This window comes from Treponema sp. JC4 (genome assembly GCF_000260795.1).
Classification (GTDB): Bacteria; Spirochaetota; Spirochaetia; order Treponematales; family Treponemataceae; genus Treponema_D.
The window spans coordinates 36,890-55,903 of sequence record NZ_AJGU01000009.1; the positions used below are offsets into that span (position 1 = coordinate 36,890).

Sequence of the window (19,014 nt, forward strand, 5' to 3'; positions counted from 1 at the left end):
CCGTTAGACGCCTGATTTTTATTGCAACAATAAACAAAAGTTGCAATAATAGGCGCCATAAAGGGGAGCTTGGTTCAACCTTGCTGAGAGTAGACTATTGTGTCTTGACCCATAACCTGATTTGGATAATGCCAACGTAGGGAAACCAGTCTAATTTGCCGTCTCCCGGCAGCATATTCAAACAGGCAACTTATTTTTTAAGAGGCTTGTTATGTTTTCAAAAATCATTTCAAACGTGCGGGAAAAATGCCCGCTAATCCACAACATCACAAATTATGTAACTGTAAACGATGTTGCTAACATTCTTCTTGCCTGTGGCGGAAGTCCTATTATGAGCGACGACGAAGGTGAAGTTGAAGAAATTACTTCTATCTGCGGCGGACTTAACATCAACATTGGAACTTTGAACAAAAATACAATTCCTTCAATGTTCCTGGCAGGACAGAAAGCTAATCAGCTTGGTCACAAGGTTCTGCTTGACCCGGTTGGAGCCGGAGCTTCAAAACTCAGAACTGAAACTGCAATAGATCTGCTTAAAAAAGTAAAGTTTGACGTAATCCGCGGAAATATTTCTGAAATCAAAACCCTTGCTTTGGGAAGCGGGACTACAAAGGGCGTAGATGCCGATGTAAGCGACGCCGTAACCGAAGAAAATCTTGAAAAATCAATCAGCTTTGCAAAAGATTTTGCAGGCAAAATGAATAGCGTTGTGGCAATCACAGGAAAAATTGACCTGGTTGCAGACGCAAATACCTGCTATGTAATCAGAAACGGCCGGGCTGAGATGGGAAAAATCACAGGAACCGGCTGTCAGCTTAGCGGAATGACCGCAGCCTTTATTACAGCTAACCCGGACAATGTGCTTGAAGCCGCTGCTGCCGCCGTATGCGCAATGGGTCTTGCCGGAGAAATCGCCTGGTCAAAAATGCAGAATGGGGACGGAAACTCAACCTACAGAAACAGAATTATTGACGCCATTTACAACATGGACGGAAAACAGCTGGAAGACGGTGCAAAATATGAAATCAGATAAGGATTTTGATTTAAGAAAAAGCCTTCTTTTGTATGCTGTTACCGACCGCCACTGGACCGGAGAAAAAACTCTTTACCAGCAGACAGAAGAGGCAATTCTGGGCGGAACAACTTTTCTTCAAATCCGCGAAAAAGAGCTGAATGAAGCTGATTTTGAAAAAGAAGCGCTTGAGCTTCAGGCTCTTTGCAAAAAATACAAGGTTCCCTTTATTGTGAACGACAATGTTGAGCTTGCAAAAAAAATTGACGCGGACGGAGTTCACGTTGGGCAGGAAGATATGAATGCCTGCAAAGTACGCGAACTTCTTGGCCCGGATAAAATTCTTGGAGTAAGCGCCCAGACTGTAGAAGAAGCAATCCTTGCAGAAAAGCAGGGGGCAGATTACCTGGGCGTTGGGGCTGTTTTTCCTACAGGAAGTAAATCAGACGCAATTGATGTACCGCATGAGACTCTAAAGGCAATCTGCAAGGCTGTAAAAATCCCTGTTGTTGCAATTGGGGGCATTACAAAAAATAACCTTTGCCAGCTTAAAGGAAGCGGAATTGCAGGAATTTCTGTAATCAGTGCGATTTTTGCCCAGAAGGACATAAAGGCAGCGGCAGAAGAGCTTAAAAAAAGAACTCTGGAGATATTGTGATCGATTTTACTGCTGCCATTTTTGATCTGGACGGAACTCTGCTTGATTCCATGCCGCTATGGCTTAACTGTGCAGAAAGATATATTTCTTCTCTTGGTCTTGAACCCGAAAAAGATTTAGGAAAAAAACTTTTTTCTATGAATATGAAAGAAGGCGCAGACTATCTGAAGAAAAATTATAATCTGAAGTTTTCTGAGCAGGAAATAACTGACGGTGTAAATCAGGTGATTGCAAATGCCTACAGGGACGAAGTTCAGTTTAAATATGGCGCAGAAGATTTTTTGCAAAAGCTTTGTGACAGCGGGATAAAAATTGCCCTTTGTACAAATACAGACAGGGAAATTTTTACCCCTGCCCTTGCCCGCCTGAATGCCCAAAAGTATTTTGATTTTATTTTCACGACTTCAGAAATGGGAATGTCAAAAAGCCAGCCGGAAACTTTTTTTAAGGTTTGCCGGGAAATGGGAGTAAGCGCAGAGGAAAGCTGGATTTTTGAAGATTCACTTTACGCCCTGCAGACCGCCAGCCACGCAGGAATAAAATCATGCGCAATTTATGACAAAACATCACAGGATGCTATGACAGAAAGTGATATAAAAGAATTAAAAGAAATAAGCAGCCTATACTGCAAAAATTATAAAGAAGCCAAAAAATATTTTTTTGGCAAATAAAAGAGAATCTTCTTGAGGGCACCGCCTGAAGATTAAAAATATATAGGAGATTATAAAAATTATGAACACCGCATTAACAATCGCAGGAAGCGATTCGAGCGGAGGCGCCGGAATTCAAGCTGACATTAAGACCATGACCTGCAATGGCATTTTTGCCATGAGCGCAATCACGGCACTTACAGCACAGAATACTACCGGCGTAAGCTCAATCATGGAAGTAAAGCCTGAATTCCTTAAAGAACAGATCAAAGCTGTAGTTACGGATATTTTCCCGGACGCAGTAAAAACAGGAATGGTATCTTCTTCCGCCCTTATTAAAGTGATTTCGGATTCAATCAAAGAATACGGACTCAAAAACATTGTTGTAGACCCTGTAATGGTTGCAACAAGCGGGGCAAAACTCATTACAGATGAAGCAATCGAAACTCTAAAAAAAGAGCTTCTTCCGCTTGCAACAATCATCACGCCAAACATTCCGGAAGCAGAAGTTCTATTCGCTTCAAAAATCCAGAACGAAGCCGACATGGAAAAAGCTGCAAAAGACATCAGTCAAAGATTCGCTTGCGCAGTTTTGCTTAAAGGCGGTCACAGCCTGAATGACGCAAACGACTACCTTTTTGACGCTAAAAGCGGACAGGACGGAATCTGGTTCTATGGCAAAAAAATCAACAATCCGAATACCCACGGAACCGGCTGTACACTTTCCTCTGCAATTGCGGCAAACCTTGCAAAAGGCAAGTCTCTTTCTGAAGCTGTAAAAAACGCAAAGGATTACATCAGTGGAGCCCTTGAAGCAATGCTTGATTTAGGAAAAGGCTCAGGCCCGCTTGCCCACAACTGGAACCTAAAATAAAAAACTAAAAGAAAAACAACAAGGAAAATCTCATGGAAAATAATACAAAAAAAGGAACAGGCGTATTTTCTAATTCGCTCATCTGGTTTGGCGCTGCAGTTTCTATTGCAGAAATTCTTACAGGAACATTTTTTGCTCCTCTTGGCTTTTTTAAAGGAAGTCTTGCAATCGTAATAGGTCACCTGATTGGCTGTGCCCTTCTCTTTTTTGCAGGCTACATCGGTTCTCTTTCTAAAAAATCCGCAATGGAATCAACACAGATGTCTTTCGGCATTCTGGGCGGAAAGTTTTTTGCACTTTTGAACGTAATTCAGCTGGTTGGCTGGACTGGAATTATGATTTACGACAGCACCCTTTCTTTGAATGGCATTTTCAGCACTCAAAAATGGATCTGGTCAATCATCACAGGACTTTTGATTATCCTTTGGATTGTGGCTGGAATTAAAAACATCGGCAAATTAAGCCTTGCTGCAATGATTGCTCTTTTTGCACTCACAATCGTAATGTGTAAGGTGATTTTCTTTTCTGAAGGCAGTAATTTTTCTGCAGATGCCCTGGAAGCCCTTTCTTTCGGGCAGGCAATTGAACTTGCCGTTGCAATGCCTCTTTCCTGGCTCCCGCTCATCAGCGATTACACGAAAGAGGCCGAAAAACCATTTGCAGCGACATTTGCTTCAAGCGCCACCTACTGCGTAGTATCCTGCTGGATGTACATAATCGGAATGGGTGCCGCAATCCTTACAAACGAAAGCGACATTGCACAAATCATGCTTAAGGCCGGACTTGGAAACGCAGCCCTGATCATTATCATCCTTTCAACAGTTACAACAACCTTCCTTGATGCATGGAGCGCTTCAATTTCCTTCAGGACAATCTGGGCAAAGGCTTCAGAAAAATGGACAGCCGTTATTGTTACAGTAATCGGAGCATTTTGTGCAATCCTTTTCCCTATGGATAACATCACAAACTTCCTTTACTTTATAGGCTCAGTATTCGCCCCAATGATTGCAATTCTTCTGGCAGATTATTTTGTGTTAAAGACAGATTTTTCTTCGCAGAAAATTAAGGTTTCGCGGATGGCAATATGGCTGGCAGGCTTTATCGCCTACCGCCTTTTGATGAACACCGATTTTATAACCGGCTGCACAATCCCGGACATGATTTTTACTTTTGTCGTAACAATACTTGTGGGCTTGCTGAAATTCTAGTTTGAAGCTTCTTCTTTTCCTTTCTCAAGCAAATCATTTTTTCTTTAATCTGATTAGAAAGAGTCTGGATTTCTTCCTGAATCGGTTCAACCTCAATGGCAACCCCTTCAGGAAGTTCAATTTTCTTTTCAGCAATAAGGGCAGAAAGCTTTTCGCCCAACGCCTGATATTTTGCATCGCGCTTCATTTCAAGCTGTTTTTTTTCTATTTTTACAACGCTTGCATCAGAAAATTTCTGAACTTTATCACCTGCTTTTTCAAAAGCCGACATTGCACCTGCGGCACCCTTTGAAAGTGCTGATTTTACTTTGCTAACAAGTTCTTCTGTATCCATATGTACACCTCTCAATAAGTATATAAAATAATATAATGCCCTTTTTCAGATTTTTCAAAGTCTTTTTATTGCTAAAAGCGTCAAATCATCAGACTGTTCATCTTCCAGCACCTGATTATAATCAACATAGTTAGTCTCCCCTGTTTCCGTAGCAGCAGCATAGAAATCATAGCGGGAAAAATATTCTTTTAAGAAATTATCTATTTTTTTATCAACCCGAACATATTCAGTCTGAGGAACAAGAGGAGTTTTATACATGCGGAAAACTTTTTCGCAGGAAGCAAGGGCAATAATTGAATCTTCAATTGTTCCGGCAGCCTTTGTAAAATTAAAACTGAGTTTTTCATCTGCACGAGGATTTTCAAGCTTGGTTAATTCATAATCCTTTCGGTTTAAAACTGATTCAATAATAGAAGTAATTCTTTCTGTTCCAAATTCTTCCTTAACATCATCAATTTTCCCGTTTATTTCAGCCCGTTTTACAGTAAAGTCAGGCTCGCGGACACGGCGGGTAGATTCTTCAATACCGTCAGTATAGAGATATAAAACATCGCCTTTATTCAAATGATGCTTTTCTACGGCAAAACCACCCCTCATCTGAAGTAAATCGTTAGAGAAAACTCCCGCGGTCGGTGCAGAAGCCAGAGTGACGGTTTTTATTTTTCTTGAAGAAGCTTCAAATATGTGGAAAATACGGTCGCCGGCATTGCAGGTGTAGAGTTCGCCAGTTTTAAGGTTAATAAGACAGATTATCAGGGTTGCAAACTTACCTTTAAGCCCGAGTTTTTCGATAAAATCATTAATCTGGTCAACTACGCGGTTGATATTTGAGCCGTCGTGCTTGAAAGTCCAGTGGTCAAAATAGCGGCGGAAGATTGTGGCAACAACGGTCATAATGATAGCCGCAGGAATTCCGTGTCCCGAAGCATCACATTTAATTGCAACAAACCACTCCTTGTCCAGGCGGCGGTAATCAAAATAGTCGCCGGAAACTCCGGATTCACCCTCGTAGTAACCAAAGCATTCAACCTGGTCATCCTTATACTGGGCAGTTGTTTTTTTATTATTAAAATCGTCGCTGGTAAGCGGGAGGAAGGCATTCTGAACCGCTTTACCGTCCATTGTAAGAGCTTCTTCTTCGGCAACGGCAACAAGTTCGTGGGTCATGTAATTTACAGCATCCCCAAGGCGGCCTATCTCATCCTTAGAGCGGATATGAATGTCCTTTCCTTTAAGATTGAGCTTATTCTTTGTGCGGCCAATTAACTGAACGTGTCTTTCAAGCTGTCTGACAGGATGCACAATAATCATGGCAAATAAAGAAGCTCCGAAAATTCCTATCAGGAGGGCAATTACAGTAATCACAGAGCCGAATACAATAATTCCCTTTGTTTCCGCAACCACAGAATCAACAAGGGTCTGGGTAGAAAGCTTTACAAGGATAACTGCGTGAACATAATTATTTGAAGTTCCCCTTCTATATAAAACCGGCCGATAGAAAGTATAATCGGTGTTTTCATAATTCAGATTTGAAGGGTCAAAATGAGGATATGAGCCGGTTGCATTCTGGGCAATATGAAGCAGATCCGTATCAATCTTGTCTCTAAGCCTTACAAGACCTTCCGAAATATATTCAGCCTGAGTAAAAGCTTCCTCATTACCCTGTCCGTAAAGACTGTCTGCCTGACGGGAAAGTTCCTCGATTTTATCAGAAAGTTCCTGCTCACTCTGGCTGACCCAGTTATCAATAGGAGAAAGTTCCTCCAGAATCTGAAGGAATCCTTCATCAGTTATTTGAGAGCGTCCATAGGAAAGTTCAACAGTATCAATTTTTGAAAGAATATCAGGGTCATTTGAAGCCCATACATAACGTAGATTTTCGCTTGAAGTTGAATTCATAGGCTGACCAAGAATCGTAACATATTCAACTTCGACCATTGCATCCTTCTGACGCGGCAAGGCTGTAAGTTCAAGAAGGTTATTTGCCGGGAAGAAATTTTTAACACCGGAACTTAAGCTTTCCAGCAGAACATGAGTACGGTTTTCAAGTCCGTTTGCAAGAGTCTGGGCATGCAGGTAAATATTATTTCGACCTGTAAGAAGTGAAACGCCCATTACGACAACAATAATCAGGCTGAATGTAAAGCCCACAAGTTTTTTTCTGAGGGAAGGACGGAATAATGAAAATCTCCTTTTCATGTGAACTTTTCCTCCGTTAACAAGATTTTTTACCATAAGCTTATTTGAAACTTCTTCATAAAAAGAAAGTGTATATTTAGAAAGAATTGATGACAAAATCACGCCTGCAAAAATAATTAAGATTGAAATAAGGACAAAGGCAATTGCCACCGCGTGCTGAACGTCGCTGAAACTTTTAAAGCGAAGGGGCTTCTGATATTCGCCTTCAATTTTTAAGGTTCCGCTCTGCTGTATATTAAGCAGGGCACCAGAAAAATAAAGTCCGCGGTCCGTGTGATAAATACCAATCTTATATTTTCCTTCGTCTAGATTAGACTCTGCCCCTCCAAGAAGGATTTTTGAGATAAGACGGTCGTTTATTACCTTAAACTGATTATTTTTAGCGCTGAGTTCCAGATCGTAAGGGGCTTTTCCATCCCGGTCAATTATAATCCGGGTTACAGAGCCGTCGTAGGTAAAACCGCTTCCGTAAATTGAAAGCTGGTCCTCCCCGTACTCATCTTTTTTAAGCTCTGCGTGATTAACCAGGGTCGAAGGCTTATACTTGTTCAGGAAAACAAGAGCCTGGGAAGGCTGGCTTACATTTCCAACCTCATCCACAGCAGAAACCGCAAGAATATAAACGCCGTTTGAAAGGTTTTTAAATTGCTGAGATTTTAAGCCGGAAGCAGAAAAAGTGCCGTTTCCGCTCATCCGTCTTTTTTTAACCAGCTGAGGACTGTATTTTTGATTTAAAGCCTCAACTTCCCTCGCAATTCTTTCGCTGCCAAGTTTTATTGCATGTCCCGGCGTCTGAAAAAGCTTTTCCGGGATTTCTCCGGCATAATCCAGACGATAAAGATAGGAAACCACATCCTGACTTTCAGAGCGCTCCCATTCCAGGCGGAAGGTATTCGAAGTCAAAAAGCCGTATTTATCGCAATTTTGAGAAGGAGGAAGCTGAGGAGCAAGTGGAGGCGTAGTATCAAGCCTGTATTCCATAAGAGCAGGCGCAGACCAGTTTCCTGCATAATCCTGGGCAATAAGAATTAAATAATAAGAACCGTCCCCCAGCAGGGCCTTTGTCCGGATTTTCGTTTCTTTTGGAAAGTGAGAAACAGTTTTTGGAGGAAGTTGGTCTGGATTCTGAGTCCAGATATATGAATAGCCTGCAATATTAGAAGAATCTTTTGGAAGCTGAACCTGAAAATCAACCGTAGTTTTTGCAGATTTTTTATTTTTATTAAAACTTACAGGAATAATTACAGGAAGTGCCACGCTTCTGTCCGGTGCAAGGAAGGCAACGGAATTTCTTTTTGCTTTTGAAGTCTGCTGCCAGAGGAAGGTTAATACTTTCTTCCCGTCATTAACAGAATTTTTATCAGAAATTATAAGTGGATTTACAAACTGATTTGAATTGTCGTTTTCACAAAGGGCATTTTCTTCCCAGTAACTTCCTTTTCTCTGGGCCATGTAAGCCCCTTCCCTTCCCCTACGGTCATCAAACCAGGAAAGGCAGAGGGTCTGATCATATTCAAAAAGGAAGGCACGGGAGGCATTTCCAGAGCTTGTTACTGCCTCACTCGTCATAGGCTCAAGCCCTTTTTTATTAAGGACTGCAAACCAGATGGAAGTATTATTTTTTGAAGTTCTTTCCCAGCAAAGATTTGCCCTGCCTTCAAAATTATAAATTACAGGCCGCTGATTCTGATAATCATAAAAATCTCCGGTATCACGAAGAGAAAGAGACTGCCTGTCAGAAATTAAGGTTGTTTCTCCCCAGCTTCTGCCGTCCGGATTCTGCACGGTAAGATAAAGCTGATAGGAAATTCTGCTCGTTACAGGATTTACATACTGAGCCTGAAAAACAACGGCATCGCTTCCTTCAATAGTTGAAAGATAAGGCAGAAAAGGGTTTCTCAGTTTTGAAGCCGGCTTAAACTGGTCAAAACTAGACCAGGAAAGTCCGTCAGAAGATACGCTTTCATAAAGCATAAAGGAATTTTCTTCACCAGCCGAAATAAACATCTTAAAGCGGTCTTTTTTCTCACCGCCGCCGGCAAAAATTCGGGGCGCAACCATAAGGCCCGAGGTTTTTATATGGCAGGATTTCCAGCTGTAGCCGGAATCAGAACTTGTATAAACTGAAATCTGATTGCTGGCACTCAAAACCGCTACTGCAGTAAGCCCGGACTTGAGGGTTGCTGAGGTATAAATATATGGTACTTCGTCTCCGGAATAGGTGAAAGGTCCTGCAAAATTTTCTGAATCATGAAAGTCACCAAGAGCCCTATAACTTCTGCAGGAAATGTAAATCTCCTTTTTTGAAGTATCTACATTCTGCCAGAAAACAAGACCGCCGCTTTCTGTATTCTGAACAGAAGGAAAGCGGGCATCACCGTGGGTAATGGCTACAGGATTTTCCCAGTAAAAATCTTTTGCAAAAGAAGGAAGTCTGCCTGCAAAAAGCATAAAAAGCGCAGTTGAGAAAGTTATCAGATGTTTTTTTACACGGCTCAAACGAATCATGATCTTGCGTCTATTTTTACCTTAAGTTCCTTTATTTTTTGAGAATAAGCGTTTTCCGGTTTTTGTAAAAGTCTTGAAACGATGGCATTTGCCCCGGAAATATTATTATTCTGAAGTCTTTGAATTGCAAGCTGATAAAGCCGCTCGTCTTCTGTAGAAAGCACGGTTGAAGCGCTGCCTCCTATGCGGGTTGTAATCAGATCTTTCAGCTTCATTGCATCCTTATCGTCAGAATTGAGGGCAAGACTCTGATTGATTTTTGCAAGGGCATTATTCAGCTTAGCACGGTCATTTCCAGCCCCGGAAAAAATCTGACGGGCTTCATTATAAAAATTCTTTGCCTTTTTCTGATCAGAATTGTCGACAGGCTTTTTTCTGATTCCAATATCAATTTCCGTCTGGTAAATAAGGCTTTTAAGTCCCGGATAATCCGGTTCCAGCTGATAATAATCCAGAAGATTTGCATAACCTTCCCGGCGGGTTTCGGTTCCCCGGCACATAAAGCGGGCTGCTTCAATTTTCTGGCTGAATTCTTCCCGGAATTTTTCAGGAGACTTAAGTTTGTTAATTTTAAGGGTCAAAAGAGAAGCTTCCTGATTCAAAGGATATACATACTGAACCTTCTGAATACTCTGAAGGGCCTTATTCAAATCTGCCTCCCCTTCTTTTTATTTCCTTCTGCATATTTTTCCTTCCCGATTCATAATACTGGTAGGAAATATCAAGAAGCTGAGACATTTCCGGATACTGAGGATAGCTTGGCAATATTTCGCGACCTGTATTCATTGAAACCGCTGTATTTACAAAGGTCATCAGGTTTGTAATTTCTTCATCTTCTGTAGCATTTGTATCAGCCCAGCGGGTTTTAGCCTGATTAAGATACTTTTCTGCATCATCAAAACGGCCGTTGAAATAGGCATCTTTTGCAAGAGTTTTAAGGTTTCGAACTTCAACAACTACAAGCTCATTTTCAAGCCGGGTAATTTTAGCGGCAAGTTCAGAAAGTTTTTTATCGCAGGAAAGCCGCAGCTCCTGGTCATCCTGATTTGCAAGCGATTCATCATACTTTGTAAGCGAATCCTGAAGCTTTTTACGGGCAAGGGCAAAATTCTTTGTCCTATAGGCACTTTCCGCTTCATCATAACGGAGATCGGCTTCATTACGCGAAAGCCTTGCGGCAAGAATTTTTGAATCACAGATTGCAGTCTGCTCAGCATTCAGATTTTTAAGTTCCTGTAAAATGCTGATGTTAGTAGCAAAATAGCGTTTATTTTCGCTCTCAATTCCGGAAATCTCCTGGTCTCCTGCCCAGTCTGGATTTTTTTCAAAAAAGCCTGCCAGAAGGGAATCCGCAGCATTTATATCCTGAATGTTTTTATCAATCTGAGAATTATTATATTCAAATATGACTTTGGCTATGTCAGGATAATTATAGACAATTTCAAAATCCTCCTGCCCGTCTGAAGCTGTATTTTCCTCAAGCCCTTCTGCATATTCTCTGGCAAGCTTTACATTTTTCTTAAAATCCGAAGAAAGCTTTAGAGTAAGTTTTTCAAAAAGCCCTGCATTAAAGAACTTACCCGTAGAATTGAGTTCCCTGGCCTCTGAAACATAAAAATCTGAACGGTTTCTGTAAAAACTGGAAATCTGAGTCCAGGAAGCAGAATCAATTTTCTGAACCTCTGTAAAAACCTCTGCAAGAAGAGCTGAATAATAGTCCGAAAGACTTTTCCAGTTTTCTGCTCCAAGCTCAATATAATCCTTTGCCCATAAGGCATTTGAAAGTTCCCTTTCAGACTGAAGGCCGGTAAGGGCAGAAAGGCGGTCTGTCATGGAAAAAAGGGAATTAATGATTTCTGCCTTATTCTGATTTTCCTGCCCCATTTTTGCAATCAATTCTGTCTGTTCATCTTTAATATGCTCAAGCTGATTTTGCGCAGATTTTAAATTCTGAGTTTCATTTACAAGATTTGCCGCATAAGCACTCAGAATACGGTAATCATGAAGAGGATTTACTGTAGAATCGCGGCCAGATTTTATTTCATAAAGTGCAGTTACACGGTTTTCAAGAATGCAGTAATTCAAAACCCGGTCGGCATAATCAAAAAGGTTAAGTTCGGCATTATTCTTTTTATTCTGACTTTCAGGCTTCAGTGCCTCGTAATATTTTTCATAACGTGCAGAAAGCTGTGCAAAAACTGCATCATTCATATTTGCACAAAGTTTATCCCAGAGGCCTGTAATAACTCCATTAATTCCGCTGGACTGAATTGAATCAAGTCCTTTGATATAACGAATCATAAAGGGAAGATAAGAAGCATCGGTAGCATCATTATCTACAGCCTTTACCTGGGCAAAAAGAGCTTCAAAATCATCACAATCTTTTTTAATTTTCTGATGAAGAAGATTTAACTCGGCAAAATGCCTCTGAACCTCGCCGAAAACCGCAAGGGCTTCCTTGTAGGAATCTGCATTTACATACTGAATGAATTTCTGAACGCTTTCCGTAATCTTCTGGACATAATCACGGCCTTCAAAGGCGGTCAGATTTTTTTCTAGGTCAGAAAGAATAGCATCTGCTTTTCTGGTAAATTCCGGTCTTCTTTCCCACTGCTCATAAAAATCATCCTTGTAAAGCCAGAAGCCTTCCCTGATTTTTTCTACAGCCTGGACATAAGACGCTGCCATTGTAAGGCTGGCCGCTGTAGTCTGGATATCTGTAAAAACTGCGCGGAAATAGTTAAACTGGGCAGATTTTTTTACATCGGCAATAAACTGAAGGTTTGCATCGGAAGGATGGCGCTCGTATTTTTCAAGCTGGGCGATAATCTCGTAGATTTCCTTGTTGTTTTCCGGCTCATTTAAAATCATATCAATAAGGCGGTCCGCAAGTTTTGAATATTCCTTTCGCGCCTTAATGATGTGTTTTATTCTGATCTGGGCATTATCAAAGTTGTCCGGATTATTGGCAATATATTCGTTCAAAAGTCTTAGCGCTTCATCATATTCGGTACGCTTGATAAGAGAATCTATCTTTGAAAGTTTTAAATCAGAATTTTTTGCCCTGACTTTTCCCGCAGAAAAAAGGGATAAAGGCTTAAAAAAGAGGAAAAAAAGTAATGTCAGAAAAAGTAGTTTTTTTGGCATTTATAGTATATATTATATGTATAATTTTCGGAATTTATACTTATATATTGTAGTAAAAAGCCCGAGAAAAAAGAGAAAATCTTTAAAAAGTTTACAAACCATACAGACAAGAAAAACATGAAGATGGCACGATGCTTTTTAATTACAGGCTTTCTCTTAACAATCCGGCTTTCAGTTTTTGCGCTGGATTACTCGTCTGTTACCTCTGCCCTTTCTGATGTTTTTTATACCCGAATTGATCAAAATGAAGGAACAACAACCTTCCGCTCTCTTTTAATTCCCTTTGGAGGACGCACAGAAAGCCTTGGCAGCGCCTATACCGGCTTTTGTGATGACGTAAGCTACCTCCAGTTTAACCCTGCAGCGGGTTCAATCCAGAATCAGACTCAGCTGGCACTTTACCATAACCAGTGGATTGCTGATTCAAAAATGGAAACAATCGCCTTTACGACAAGAAAAACCAATTTTTCTTTAGGTTCCTTTTTGAGCTGCTTTTACGTTCCCTTTACCGAATACAACCTTTTCGGCGACCGCGTTGCAGGAAGTTACTACACAGAAACAGTTGGCGGAATAAATGCCTCCTACAACTTTTTAGCCGGCTATAATTTTAAAGGACTTGCCCTTGGCATGACCATAAAGGGCGGCTGGCGGGGAATGCCTGACTACACAGACAACGACACTAACAGCCTGATAGAAGGCTCCGGCCTTGAACAAAGTGCCCTTGCAGTAATGGCAGATGTTGGCCTTATGCTGCAGTTCAACTTCCTGAAATTCTACTCTTCGCGTGATGCAAATGTCCGCTTTGGACTTTCTGTAATGAATCTGGGAGCAGCTTTTACAGGCTTTGGCAGCAGTAAAGGCATTGTTCTTGATGATGCCCTTCCGACAATCCTTGCAGGCGGGCTGTCCTTAAAGTTTATAAAGCCAATTACCATCAGCGTAGACGTAAAAATCCCTGTAAATCTGCAGACGGGCACTTTTTACATGCTTAACGAAAGTCTTGGAATAGAAGTCCAGTTTACAAAATTCCTTTCCTTCCTGACGGGCTTTCAGATTAAAGGTGCTACCCCGGCTTTCAGCACAGGTTTTGAATTTGAAGTTTTCAAACTGCGCCTTAATTTTAATTACACTCTTGATTTTACCTCCTCCTTTAATCCCTTTAACCGTGTCAGCATAGGGGCAAAAATCCTTTTTGGTGATAACGGAAGAAGTAAAGTTCAGGAGCAGATAGACCTTCTTTACCGCGAAGGCCTTGCCCTCTACTCTCAGGGAAAATGGCAGGAAGCAATTGACGTGTGGAACGAAGTTTTAAAAATTAACAAACGCTACGACCCCGCCCGACTTGGCATAGAAAGCGCCCAGAGCGAAATCGAGATGTTCAGAAAGATTAAAGAGAGCTTGAAGTTTGAGTAAGAAAAAATATTTTTCAAGAAAATTGACGTGAGGGAGTAAAGCGTGGGGCAAAAACACTCTGCTTGTGGAGGCCGCAAAAGCGGCCAATCTAATAGTTTCTTTGCCGCAAGCAGCGTGTAGCGCGATATCGCGCGGTTTTGCACCATGCTTTGCGACCGGAAGTTAATTTTCCTGCAACTTTATTTCTTTTTACTGAAAATTCTGTAGTTCATCCAAGGGAAGAAAGAATCTTTCATCTCTATGGTTGTAAGCCACTCTGTGCTGACTGTATTCGAGCCAAGGGAATCAAAAACAATTGTAAAGGCCTCAATTGAATCCTTAAAGCGAGTGATTGCGTAGTCAGCATAATCTTCGTTTTCAATCATTTTTGCAAGATTAAGGCTCTGAGCAAGCATCAGTTCCTTTGCCCCCAGATTCAGAAGACGGGTCTTAAGACCTGTATCGTTAGGGAAGCGGTCAGAAAGGTCAACAATTCTTTCACAAGCCTTGCGTACATAACGCATCATCCAGCTGTTACGGTTAGAAAGCAGGTTTTCTCCATAGCCGGTTCCGTTTCCAGCAGAAAAATACGGAGCAATCTTTTCAAGCTCATACTGTTTTTCCAGAAGATTTTTACAGAAAACAAGAGACAGGTCAGACTGCATAACCTTTCTTAAAACAAATTCCAGCCACTTATAGCTTTCGTTCCAGCCCTTCAAATCATCAGAATTAAAGGTGCAGACAAGATTTATAAAATCAGAATCCCCAGCAGCTTCAGAAGCCTTAGTCAAAAGCTGTACCCGTTTTTCAACAAAGGAAGCAGCATCTTTTTCTGCCTGAGCAAAAGCATCATCCTGAGAATAATAGCCTTCGCTGCCGTCCTTAGAAAAATCCTTGTTCCAGTATTTAAAGCCTGTTGCAAAGCGGGCAGTATTCTTATCCATAAGAGGCTGCAATGCATCAAGTTCAAGCTCAAAACCAATATCGCGCTTTTCGTTACGGTAAGCAGGAGCATTTACAAAACCATTTTCTTCATCAAAAAGGTCATCATAGCAGTCAGGGTCATTGGCAAAAAGAGCCAGAGAGTTTTCTGTACGTACAGGATAGAAAATTCCCTTTGAAGGCATTTTCTGAGCAAGAAGAAGGGAGCGGGCATCAACAATAGTGTAGGAATAGCCGTAAGCCTTAATCAGTTTTTCAGCGCCCGGAGTATAGCCAAAATCTGGAAGCCAGAAACCTTCAGGAATAAAACCGAAAATCTGACGGTATGAATGAAGTCCGCTTTCTACCTGAGCAGAAATAATTTCTTTCATGTCTGTATAATGAGGAAAGAAAATATCAGTTCCGCAGGTTCCCAAAAGTTCGATATAGCCTTTTTTAGCATTATCAGCAAAAGCCTTAATCAAATCCTTTTTATAAGTCTCTTCAAAAAGCTTTTTAAGATAGATATTGCGTTCAATCTGACTTTCAATTGTTTTTACCAGGACAGAATCGCTTGAGTTGCGGGAAAGTTCGTTCTTTCCAACTTCATTTCTTTCATCAAGCCACAAAGAATAAAGAGTCTGAATTGCATCATCAGAAAGCAGGCTGCATAAAACCGGAGGAAGGACAAGTCCTACTTTTACAAAAAGACCTTCCTTTTCAAAATTATCCAGCATATCCAGAAGGGGAAGATAAACATTCGAAATTGACTCAAAGAAAGAGTTTAAAATCGGTTTATTCTTTTTTACATCACTTTCTGTATGTCTTACAAAATCCTGATTTGCTTTGATGATAAAGGCTATATTTTTATTCATTTTAGTATCCACTTATTGCAGCATCATGAAAAAGAATGTCTGTAATTTTTATATTGATTTTTTAATATTTTGCTCATGCCCGAAAGTTTGATGATTTCCGGGAAGTTGTCGTCATCACGGCCCAGCTGCAAATCTGTAAGAATAGGAGCGCCCTGAGGAATTGAGATGACTGGAGAAAAGGCAAGAACCTTTCCGGAAGTTGCTGTTGTATATACAAGTTCAACTTTAATGTATTTTTTACCTGTAGGAAGAAGGACAAACTGCTCCTGACTTTCATTTACTGTCTGAATTTCAAAAGCTTCAACAGGCAGAGCGTCTTTAGAAGATTCCAAAGTACAGATTCTAAGTTTTAAAGTGTAATTTCCAAGTTTTTTAAGGGAATGGAAGTCAGAATCACCGATATTCCAGAAAACAAAAAGCCAGGCAGGATTTGCAAGTACGCAGGAAACCTGAGTTTCGTTATAATTGTGGGGAAGCTTGAAGTCCTGAAGATCATCTTCAGAATGCTGGGCAACCACCATATCTTCCTGGCTCTGATTTAATTCCTCATTAATTTCCAGGAGTTCTGCAATTAAAAAGCGCCTGTCCAAATCAACAGGAACATCTACTCCAAATCTATCAGCTAAAACACTCAGATCTGAAAACGAAAGTGTTTCTAAGTAAGCACGGCTAATCTGTTTTTCGTCCATAATTGTTGTTAATAATCTCTAAAAATCCATTATTAGTCAACTGCGTTTCTTAAAGCTTAAGCTGAAAATATTTCAAAAATTTATAATTTTTTTTGAAAATTTACTAAAGTCAAAAACCTAATCCCCGATAATAAAATTAATGGGGATGAACTTCGGGTGGGTAAGACATCCAGACACCTGATTAAAAAATTCCTTTTTTGTTTACTTATAGGGGCTGAAAAACGTGTGAGGTTTTTCAGCCTTTTTTTTTGTTCATTATAAACTTTTATGGTATAATTACCGATAATATAATGTAAAAAAAAAAGCATGGAAACGCTTTCGATTGACTCACTAAAACCAAATTCCTCTTTTACCGGCGATCTCCTCCTGGACAGCAGCTTTTTATTGCTGCCAAAAGGTGCTGACGTTAACGAAAGCCTTATAAAGGCTCTTAAAACCTGGAATGTTGAACACATTCTTTGCGACGGTAATTTAAGTATTGGCGGCGAAATAGAAGAAACACCTATTGAACTTGAACCTTCTTCTGTAATTCAGCATACAGAAGAAAAAATCAGCGTAAATATTAAAAAGGTTATTGAAAATTCAAAGCAGTCTATTTTTGACAGCAGCGAAAAAGCCCGCCTTAATTCAGTTCATGAAGTATATGAAGAATACATGAACTACATTGAACGTGTTTTTACTCATTATTCTACCCACAAGGTAATAGACCAGGCAGATTTATCAGATGCCGTTCAGCAGCTCTGCGTTTTTATCAAGGAAAACCGCCGCTACATTCTTCGCCTTGCACAGAATCCAAAGGAATCGGACAGAAACTTTATTGTCGTTCACGCAATGCGCACAACAGTATTTGCAATTGCAATCGCCCAGCAGCTGAAAATGCCGCTTTCCAAAATGATTGACCTTGGCGTAACCTGCATCCTTCATGAAATAGGAATGCTGCGTCTTCCTCCTCAGCTTTATAATACTTCAAAAAAGCTAACTTCCGGTCAGAGGGCTCAGATTTCACGCCACACAGTATTCGGCTACACAATCATTAAGGATTTGAACTTCCCTATTCCGGTTCAGCTGGGAGTTCTCGAACACCACGAAAAAGAGAACGGTATGGGTTATCCCCGCCGTCTTCCGGGAGAAAAAATCGAACCGATAGCAAAAATTATTTCAGTTGCCTGCTCATACGAAGCAATTTCTTCTCCCCGCACCTATAAGGATGAAAGAACAACTTTTGATGCCCTTCTGGAAATGATTCAGAACAGGGAAAGAGCCTATGATGATGTAGTATTAAAGGCCCTTCTTTATACAGTTTCCCTCTACCCTATCGGAACTTACGTTTATCTTTCTAACCGAAAAATTGGTGTAGTAATTGATTCAAATCAGAAAAATCCGAAGTGTCCTATTGTTCAGATGATTACAGAAAAGGAAGCTGATGGTTCTCCAAAAACAATTCAGACTTCCCCAGAGCTTTCAATTCTCCGTATTCTTTCAAAGCAGGAAAAAGAGGATATTCTTAAGGTTGTTGAATCAAAAGAAAGCGCAATGGATCAGGCAAAAAAGATTGCCCAAAATAACGAAGTAGCTGTAAACACCGCTTCTGCCCAGAAGCCTGTAATTCAAAAGGCACAGAGCATTGCAAGCCTTGAAAAGGTTTCTGTAAGCGCTGCAGCTTCTTCTCCGTCTGCGGGACAGTCGTCCGAAAACAGCACAGAAGAAGTTGATATCAGTATGTTTGAGTAAATTTCTGAAAATTAATTAAAGAAGTTTCTGATCTGATCTACATCTGCCTTAAACTTTTCATCAATTACCGGCGGATGCTCGTAAAAATACAAAATCTGTTCCAGTTCTTCCTGAGTCTGTACTCCCCAGATAGGAATTACACTTTCGTACTGGTGTAAGAAGCCGAAGGCCAGCGGAATATTCTGAATGATTCCACCTCCAAGTGGCTGCATTGCAATAAAGCCCATATCATGCTCTTCGCAAAGCTTAACAATTTCTACAGATTCATCAGGGCTTACCATGCTGAAAGGAAACTGGATTGTGTCATAAAGGTCAGATTCTACGGCTTTTTTAGCAAGGTCAAAGTTTGTAGTAACAATTCCTATGCTTTTTGCCTTGTTTTCTGCCTTGAAGCTCATAAAAAGCTTGTAGATACCGTCTTCCCCATCAGGCAAAGGAAGAAAATCCTCTGTTTCAAACTGATAAAGGTCAACGGTATCACAGTGGAGGGTCATAAGACTTGTTTCAAGGTCTTCTTTAATTTCTTCTGCGCTTGTAGAAGCTGTAGTTGTAGAAAGGAATACGTTTTTTCTGATATCGTAAAGGGCATCTCCCAGAAGTTTTTCTGTTTCCGGAGTTTTACGGGAAGTATCAAAAAAATTAATTCCTGCATCGTAGGCCTTGCGGACAATGGCGCCGGCGTTGTTTTCGCCTTCGCTGTCTAAAAGACGCATTGCGCCAAAGGCCACACGGGAAATTAAAGCATTAGTTTTACCAAGTCTTATGTAGTCCATATAAAAATCATCCTGCCAAAAAAAATGGTCTGCGGGTCCCAGC

General features: G+C 40.7%; 14 protein-coding genes and 1 riboswitch. Of the genes, 7 read left to right on the forward strand and 7 right to left on the reverse strand.

The window, feature by feature from the left end:
• Window positions 1-51: 51 nt before the first annotated feature.
• Window positions 52-161, forward strand: a riboswitch (TPP riboswitch).
• Between the two features lie 50 nt (window positions 162-211).
• The 5 genes from thiM (at window position 212) to cytX (ending at window position 4,402) form a co-directional block, all read left to right on the forward strand.
• Window positions 212-1,033, forward strand: a complete 822-nt coding sequence (gene thiM / locus MSI_RS05765) for a hydroxyethylthiazole kinase (protein ID WP_009104636.1) — start codon at window positions 212-214, stop codon at window positions 1,031-1,033.
• Window positions 1,020-1,670: a thiamine phosphate synthase gene (gene thiE / locus MSI_RS05770; protein ID WP_009104638.1), complete on the forward strand. Its 651-nt coding sequence runs from the start codon at window positions 1,020-1,022 to the stop codon at window positions 1,668-1,670. The genes thiM and thiE overlap by 14 nt, the downstream gene beginning before the upstream one ends.
• Window positions 1,667-2,341 carry an HAD family phosphatase gene (locus MSI_RS05775; RefSeq protein WP_009104640.1) on the forward strand — a complete coding sequence of 225 codons (675 nt, stop codon included), beginning with the start codon at window positions 1,667-1,669 and terminating at the stop codon, window positions 2,339-2,341. The genes thiE and MSI_RS05775 overlap by 4 nt, the downstream gene beginning before the upstream one ends.
• Before the next feature lie 61 nt (window positions 2,342-2,402).
• Window positions 2,403-3,194: a bifunctional hydroxymethylpyrimidine kinase/phosphomethylpyrimidine kinase gene (gene thiD / locus MSI_RS05780; RefSeq protein ID WP_009104642.1), complete on the forward strand. Its 792-nt coding sequence runs from the start codon at window positions 2,403-2,405 to the stop codon at window positions 3,192-3,194.
• 32 nt (window positions 3,195-3,226) lie between these two features.
• Window positions 3,227-4,402, forward strand: coding sequence for a putative hydroxymethylpyrimidine transporter CytX (cytX, locus tag MSI_RS05785; protein WP_009104644.1), 1,176 nt, complete (start codon window positions 3,227-3,229; stop codon window positions 4,400-4,402).
• Here cytX and MSI_RS05790 read toward each other — a convergent pair.
• The 4 genes from MSI_RS05790 to MSI_RS05805 are packed head-to-tail and all read right to left on the reverse strand — an operon-like array spanning window position 4,359 to window position 12,590.
• Window positions 4,359-4,736, reverse strand: a complete 378-nt coding sequence (locus tag MSI_RS05790) for a hypothetical protein (protein ID WP_009104646.1) — start codon at window positions 4,734-4,736, stop codon at window positions 4,359-4,361. The two genes, cytX and MSI_RS05790, sit on opposite strands and share 44 nt — an antisense overlap.
• A 54-nt stretch (window positions 4,737-4,790) precedes the next feature.
• Window positions 4,791-9,434, reverse strand: coding sequence for a SpoIIE family protein phosphatase (locus MSI_RS05795; RefSeq protein ID WP_192807740.1), 4,644 nt, complete (start codon window positions 9,432-9,434; stop codon window positions 4,791-4,793).
• A 5-nt stretch (window positions 9,435-9,439) separates the two neighbouring features.
• Window positions 9,440-10,093 carry a hypothetical protein gene (locus MSI_RS05800; protein WP_009104651.1) on the reverse strand — a complete coding sequence of 218 codons (654 nt, stop codon included), beginning with the start codon at window positions 10,091-10,093 and terminating at the stop codon, window positions 9,440-9,442.
• The gene (locus MSI_RS05805) at window positions 10,086-12,590 is read right to left on the reverse strand and encodes a hypothetical protein (RefSeq protein WP_009104653.1); all 2,505 of its coding nucleotides are present in this window, start codon (window positions 12,588-12,590) and stop codon (window positions 10,086-10,088) included. The genes MSI_RS05800 and MSI_RS05805 overlap by 8 nt, the downstream gene beginning before the upstream one ends.
• Window positions 12,591-12,707: 117 nt before the next feature.
• Here MSI_RS05805 and MSI_RS05810 point away from each other — a divergent pair, with 117 nt between their 5' ends.
• The gene (locus tag MSI_RS05810) at window positions 12,708-14,003 is read left to right on the forward strand and encodes a UPF0164 family protein (protein WP_009104655.1); all 1,296 of its coding nucleotides are present in this window, start codon (window positions 12,708-12,710) and stop codon (window positions 14,001-14,003) included.
• A 179-nt stretch (window positions 14,004-14,182) separates the two neighbouring features.
• Here MSI_RS05810 and MSI_RS05815 read toward each other — a convergent pair whose 3' ends face one another.
• On the reverse strand, window positions 14,183-15,778 hold the full coding sequence (locus tag MSI_RS05815) for a 1,4-alpha-glucan branching protein domain-containing protein (protein ID WP_009104658.1): 1,596 nt from the start codon (window positions 15,776-15,778) through the stop codon (window positions 14,183-14,185).
• A gap of 23 nt (window positions 15,779-15,801) precedes the next feature.
• Window positions 15,802-16,467 carry a DUF4912 domain-containing protein gene (locus tag MSI_RS05820; protein WP_009104660.1) on the reverse strand — a complete coding sequence of 222 codons (666 nt, stop codon included), beginning with the start codon at window positions 16,465-16,467 and terminating at the stop codon, window positions 15,802-15,804.
• A gap of 306 nt (window positions 16,468-16,773) precedes the next feature.
• Between MSI_RS05820 and MSI_RS05825 the strand changes: the two genes are divergently transcribed.
• A complete protein-coding gene (locus tag MSI_RS05825) occupies window positions 16,774-18,198 on the forward strand; it encodes an HD-GYP domain-containing protein (RefSeq protein ID WP_009104662.1) in 1,425 nt (474 codons plus the stop codon).
• Between the two features lie 11 nt (window positions 18,199-18,209).
• Here the strand turns inward: MSI_RS05825 and MSI_RS05830 are convergent, their stop codons facing one another.
• Window positions 18,210-18,971 (reverse strand): aldo/keto reductase, encoded by a 762-nt coding sequence (locus MSI_RS05830; RefSeq protein WP_009104664.1) that lies wholly within the window; start codon window positions 18,969-18,971, stop codon window positions 18,210-18,212.
• Between the last annotated feature and the right edge of the window lie 43 nt (window positions 18,972-19,014).

Excerpts from the sequence above, each read along its gene's own strand:
- thiE (WP_009104638.1), top strand. The coding sequence starts at position 1,020 with ATGAAATCAGATAAGGATTTTGATTTAAGAAAAAGCCTTCTTTTGTAT.
- MSI_RS05825 (WP_009104662.1), top strand. The coding sequence starts at position 16,774 with ATGGAAACGCTTTCGATTGACTCACTAAAACCAAATTCCTCTTTTACC.
- MSI_RS05830 (WP_009104664.1), bottom strand. The coding sequence starts at position 18,971 with ATGGACTACATAAGACTTGGTAAAACTAATGCTTTAATTTCCCGTGTG.
- thiD (WP_009104642.1), top strand. The coding sequence starts at position 2,403 with ATGAACACCGCATTAACAATCGCAGGAAGCGATTCGAGCGGAGGCGCC.
- MSI_RS05790 (WP_009104646.1), bottom strand. The coding sequence starts at position 4,736 with ATGGATACAGAAGAACTTGTTAGCAAAGTAAAATCAGCACTTTCAAAG.
- MSI_RS05815 (WP_009104658.1), bottom strand. The coding sequence starts at position 15,778 with ATGAATAAAAATATAGCCTTTATCATCAAAGCAAATCAGGATTTTGTA.
- thiM (WP_009104636.1), top strand. The coding sequence starts at position 212 with ATGTTTTCAAAAATCATTTCAAACGTGCGGGAAAAATGCCCGCTAATC.
- MSI_RS05820 (WP_009104660.1), bottom strand. The coding sequence starts at position 16,467 with ATGGACGAAAAACAGATTAGCCGTGCTTACTTAGAAACACTTTCGTTT.
- MSI_RS05805 (WP_009104653.1), bottom strand. The coding sequence starts at position 12,590 with ATGCCAAAAAAACTACTTTTTCTGACATTACTTTTTTTCCTCTTTTTT.
- MSI_RS05810 (WP_009104655.1), top strand. The coding sequence starts at position 12,708 with ATGAAGATGGCACGATGCTTTTTAATTACAGGCTTTCTCTTAACAATC.
- cytX (WP_009104644.1), top strand. The coding sequence starts at position 3,227 with ATGGAAAATAATACAAAAAAAGGAACAGGCGTATTTTCTAATTCGCTC.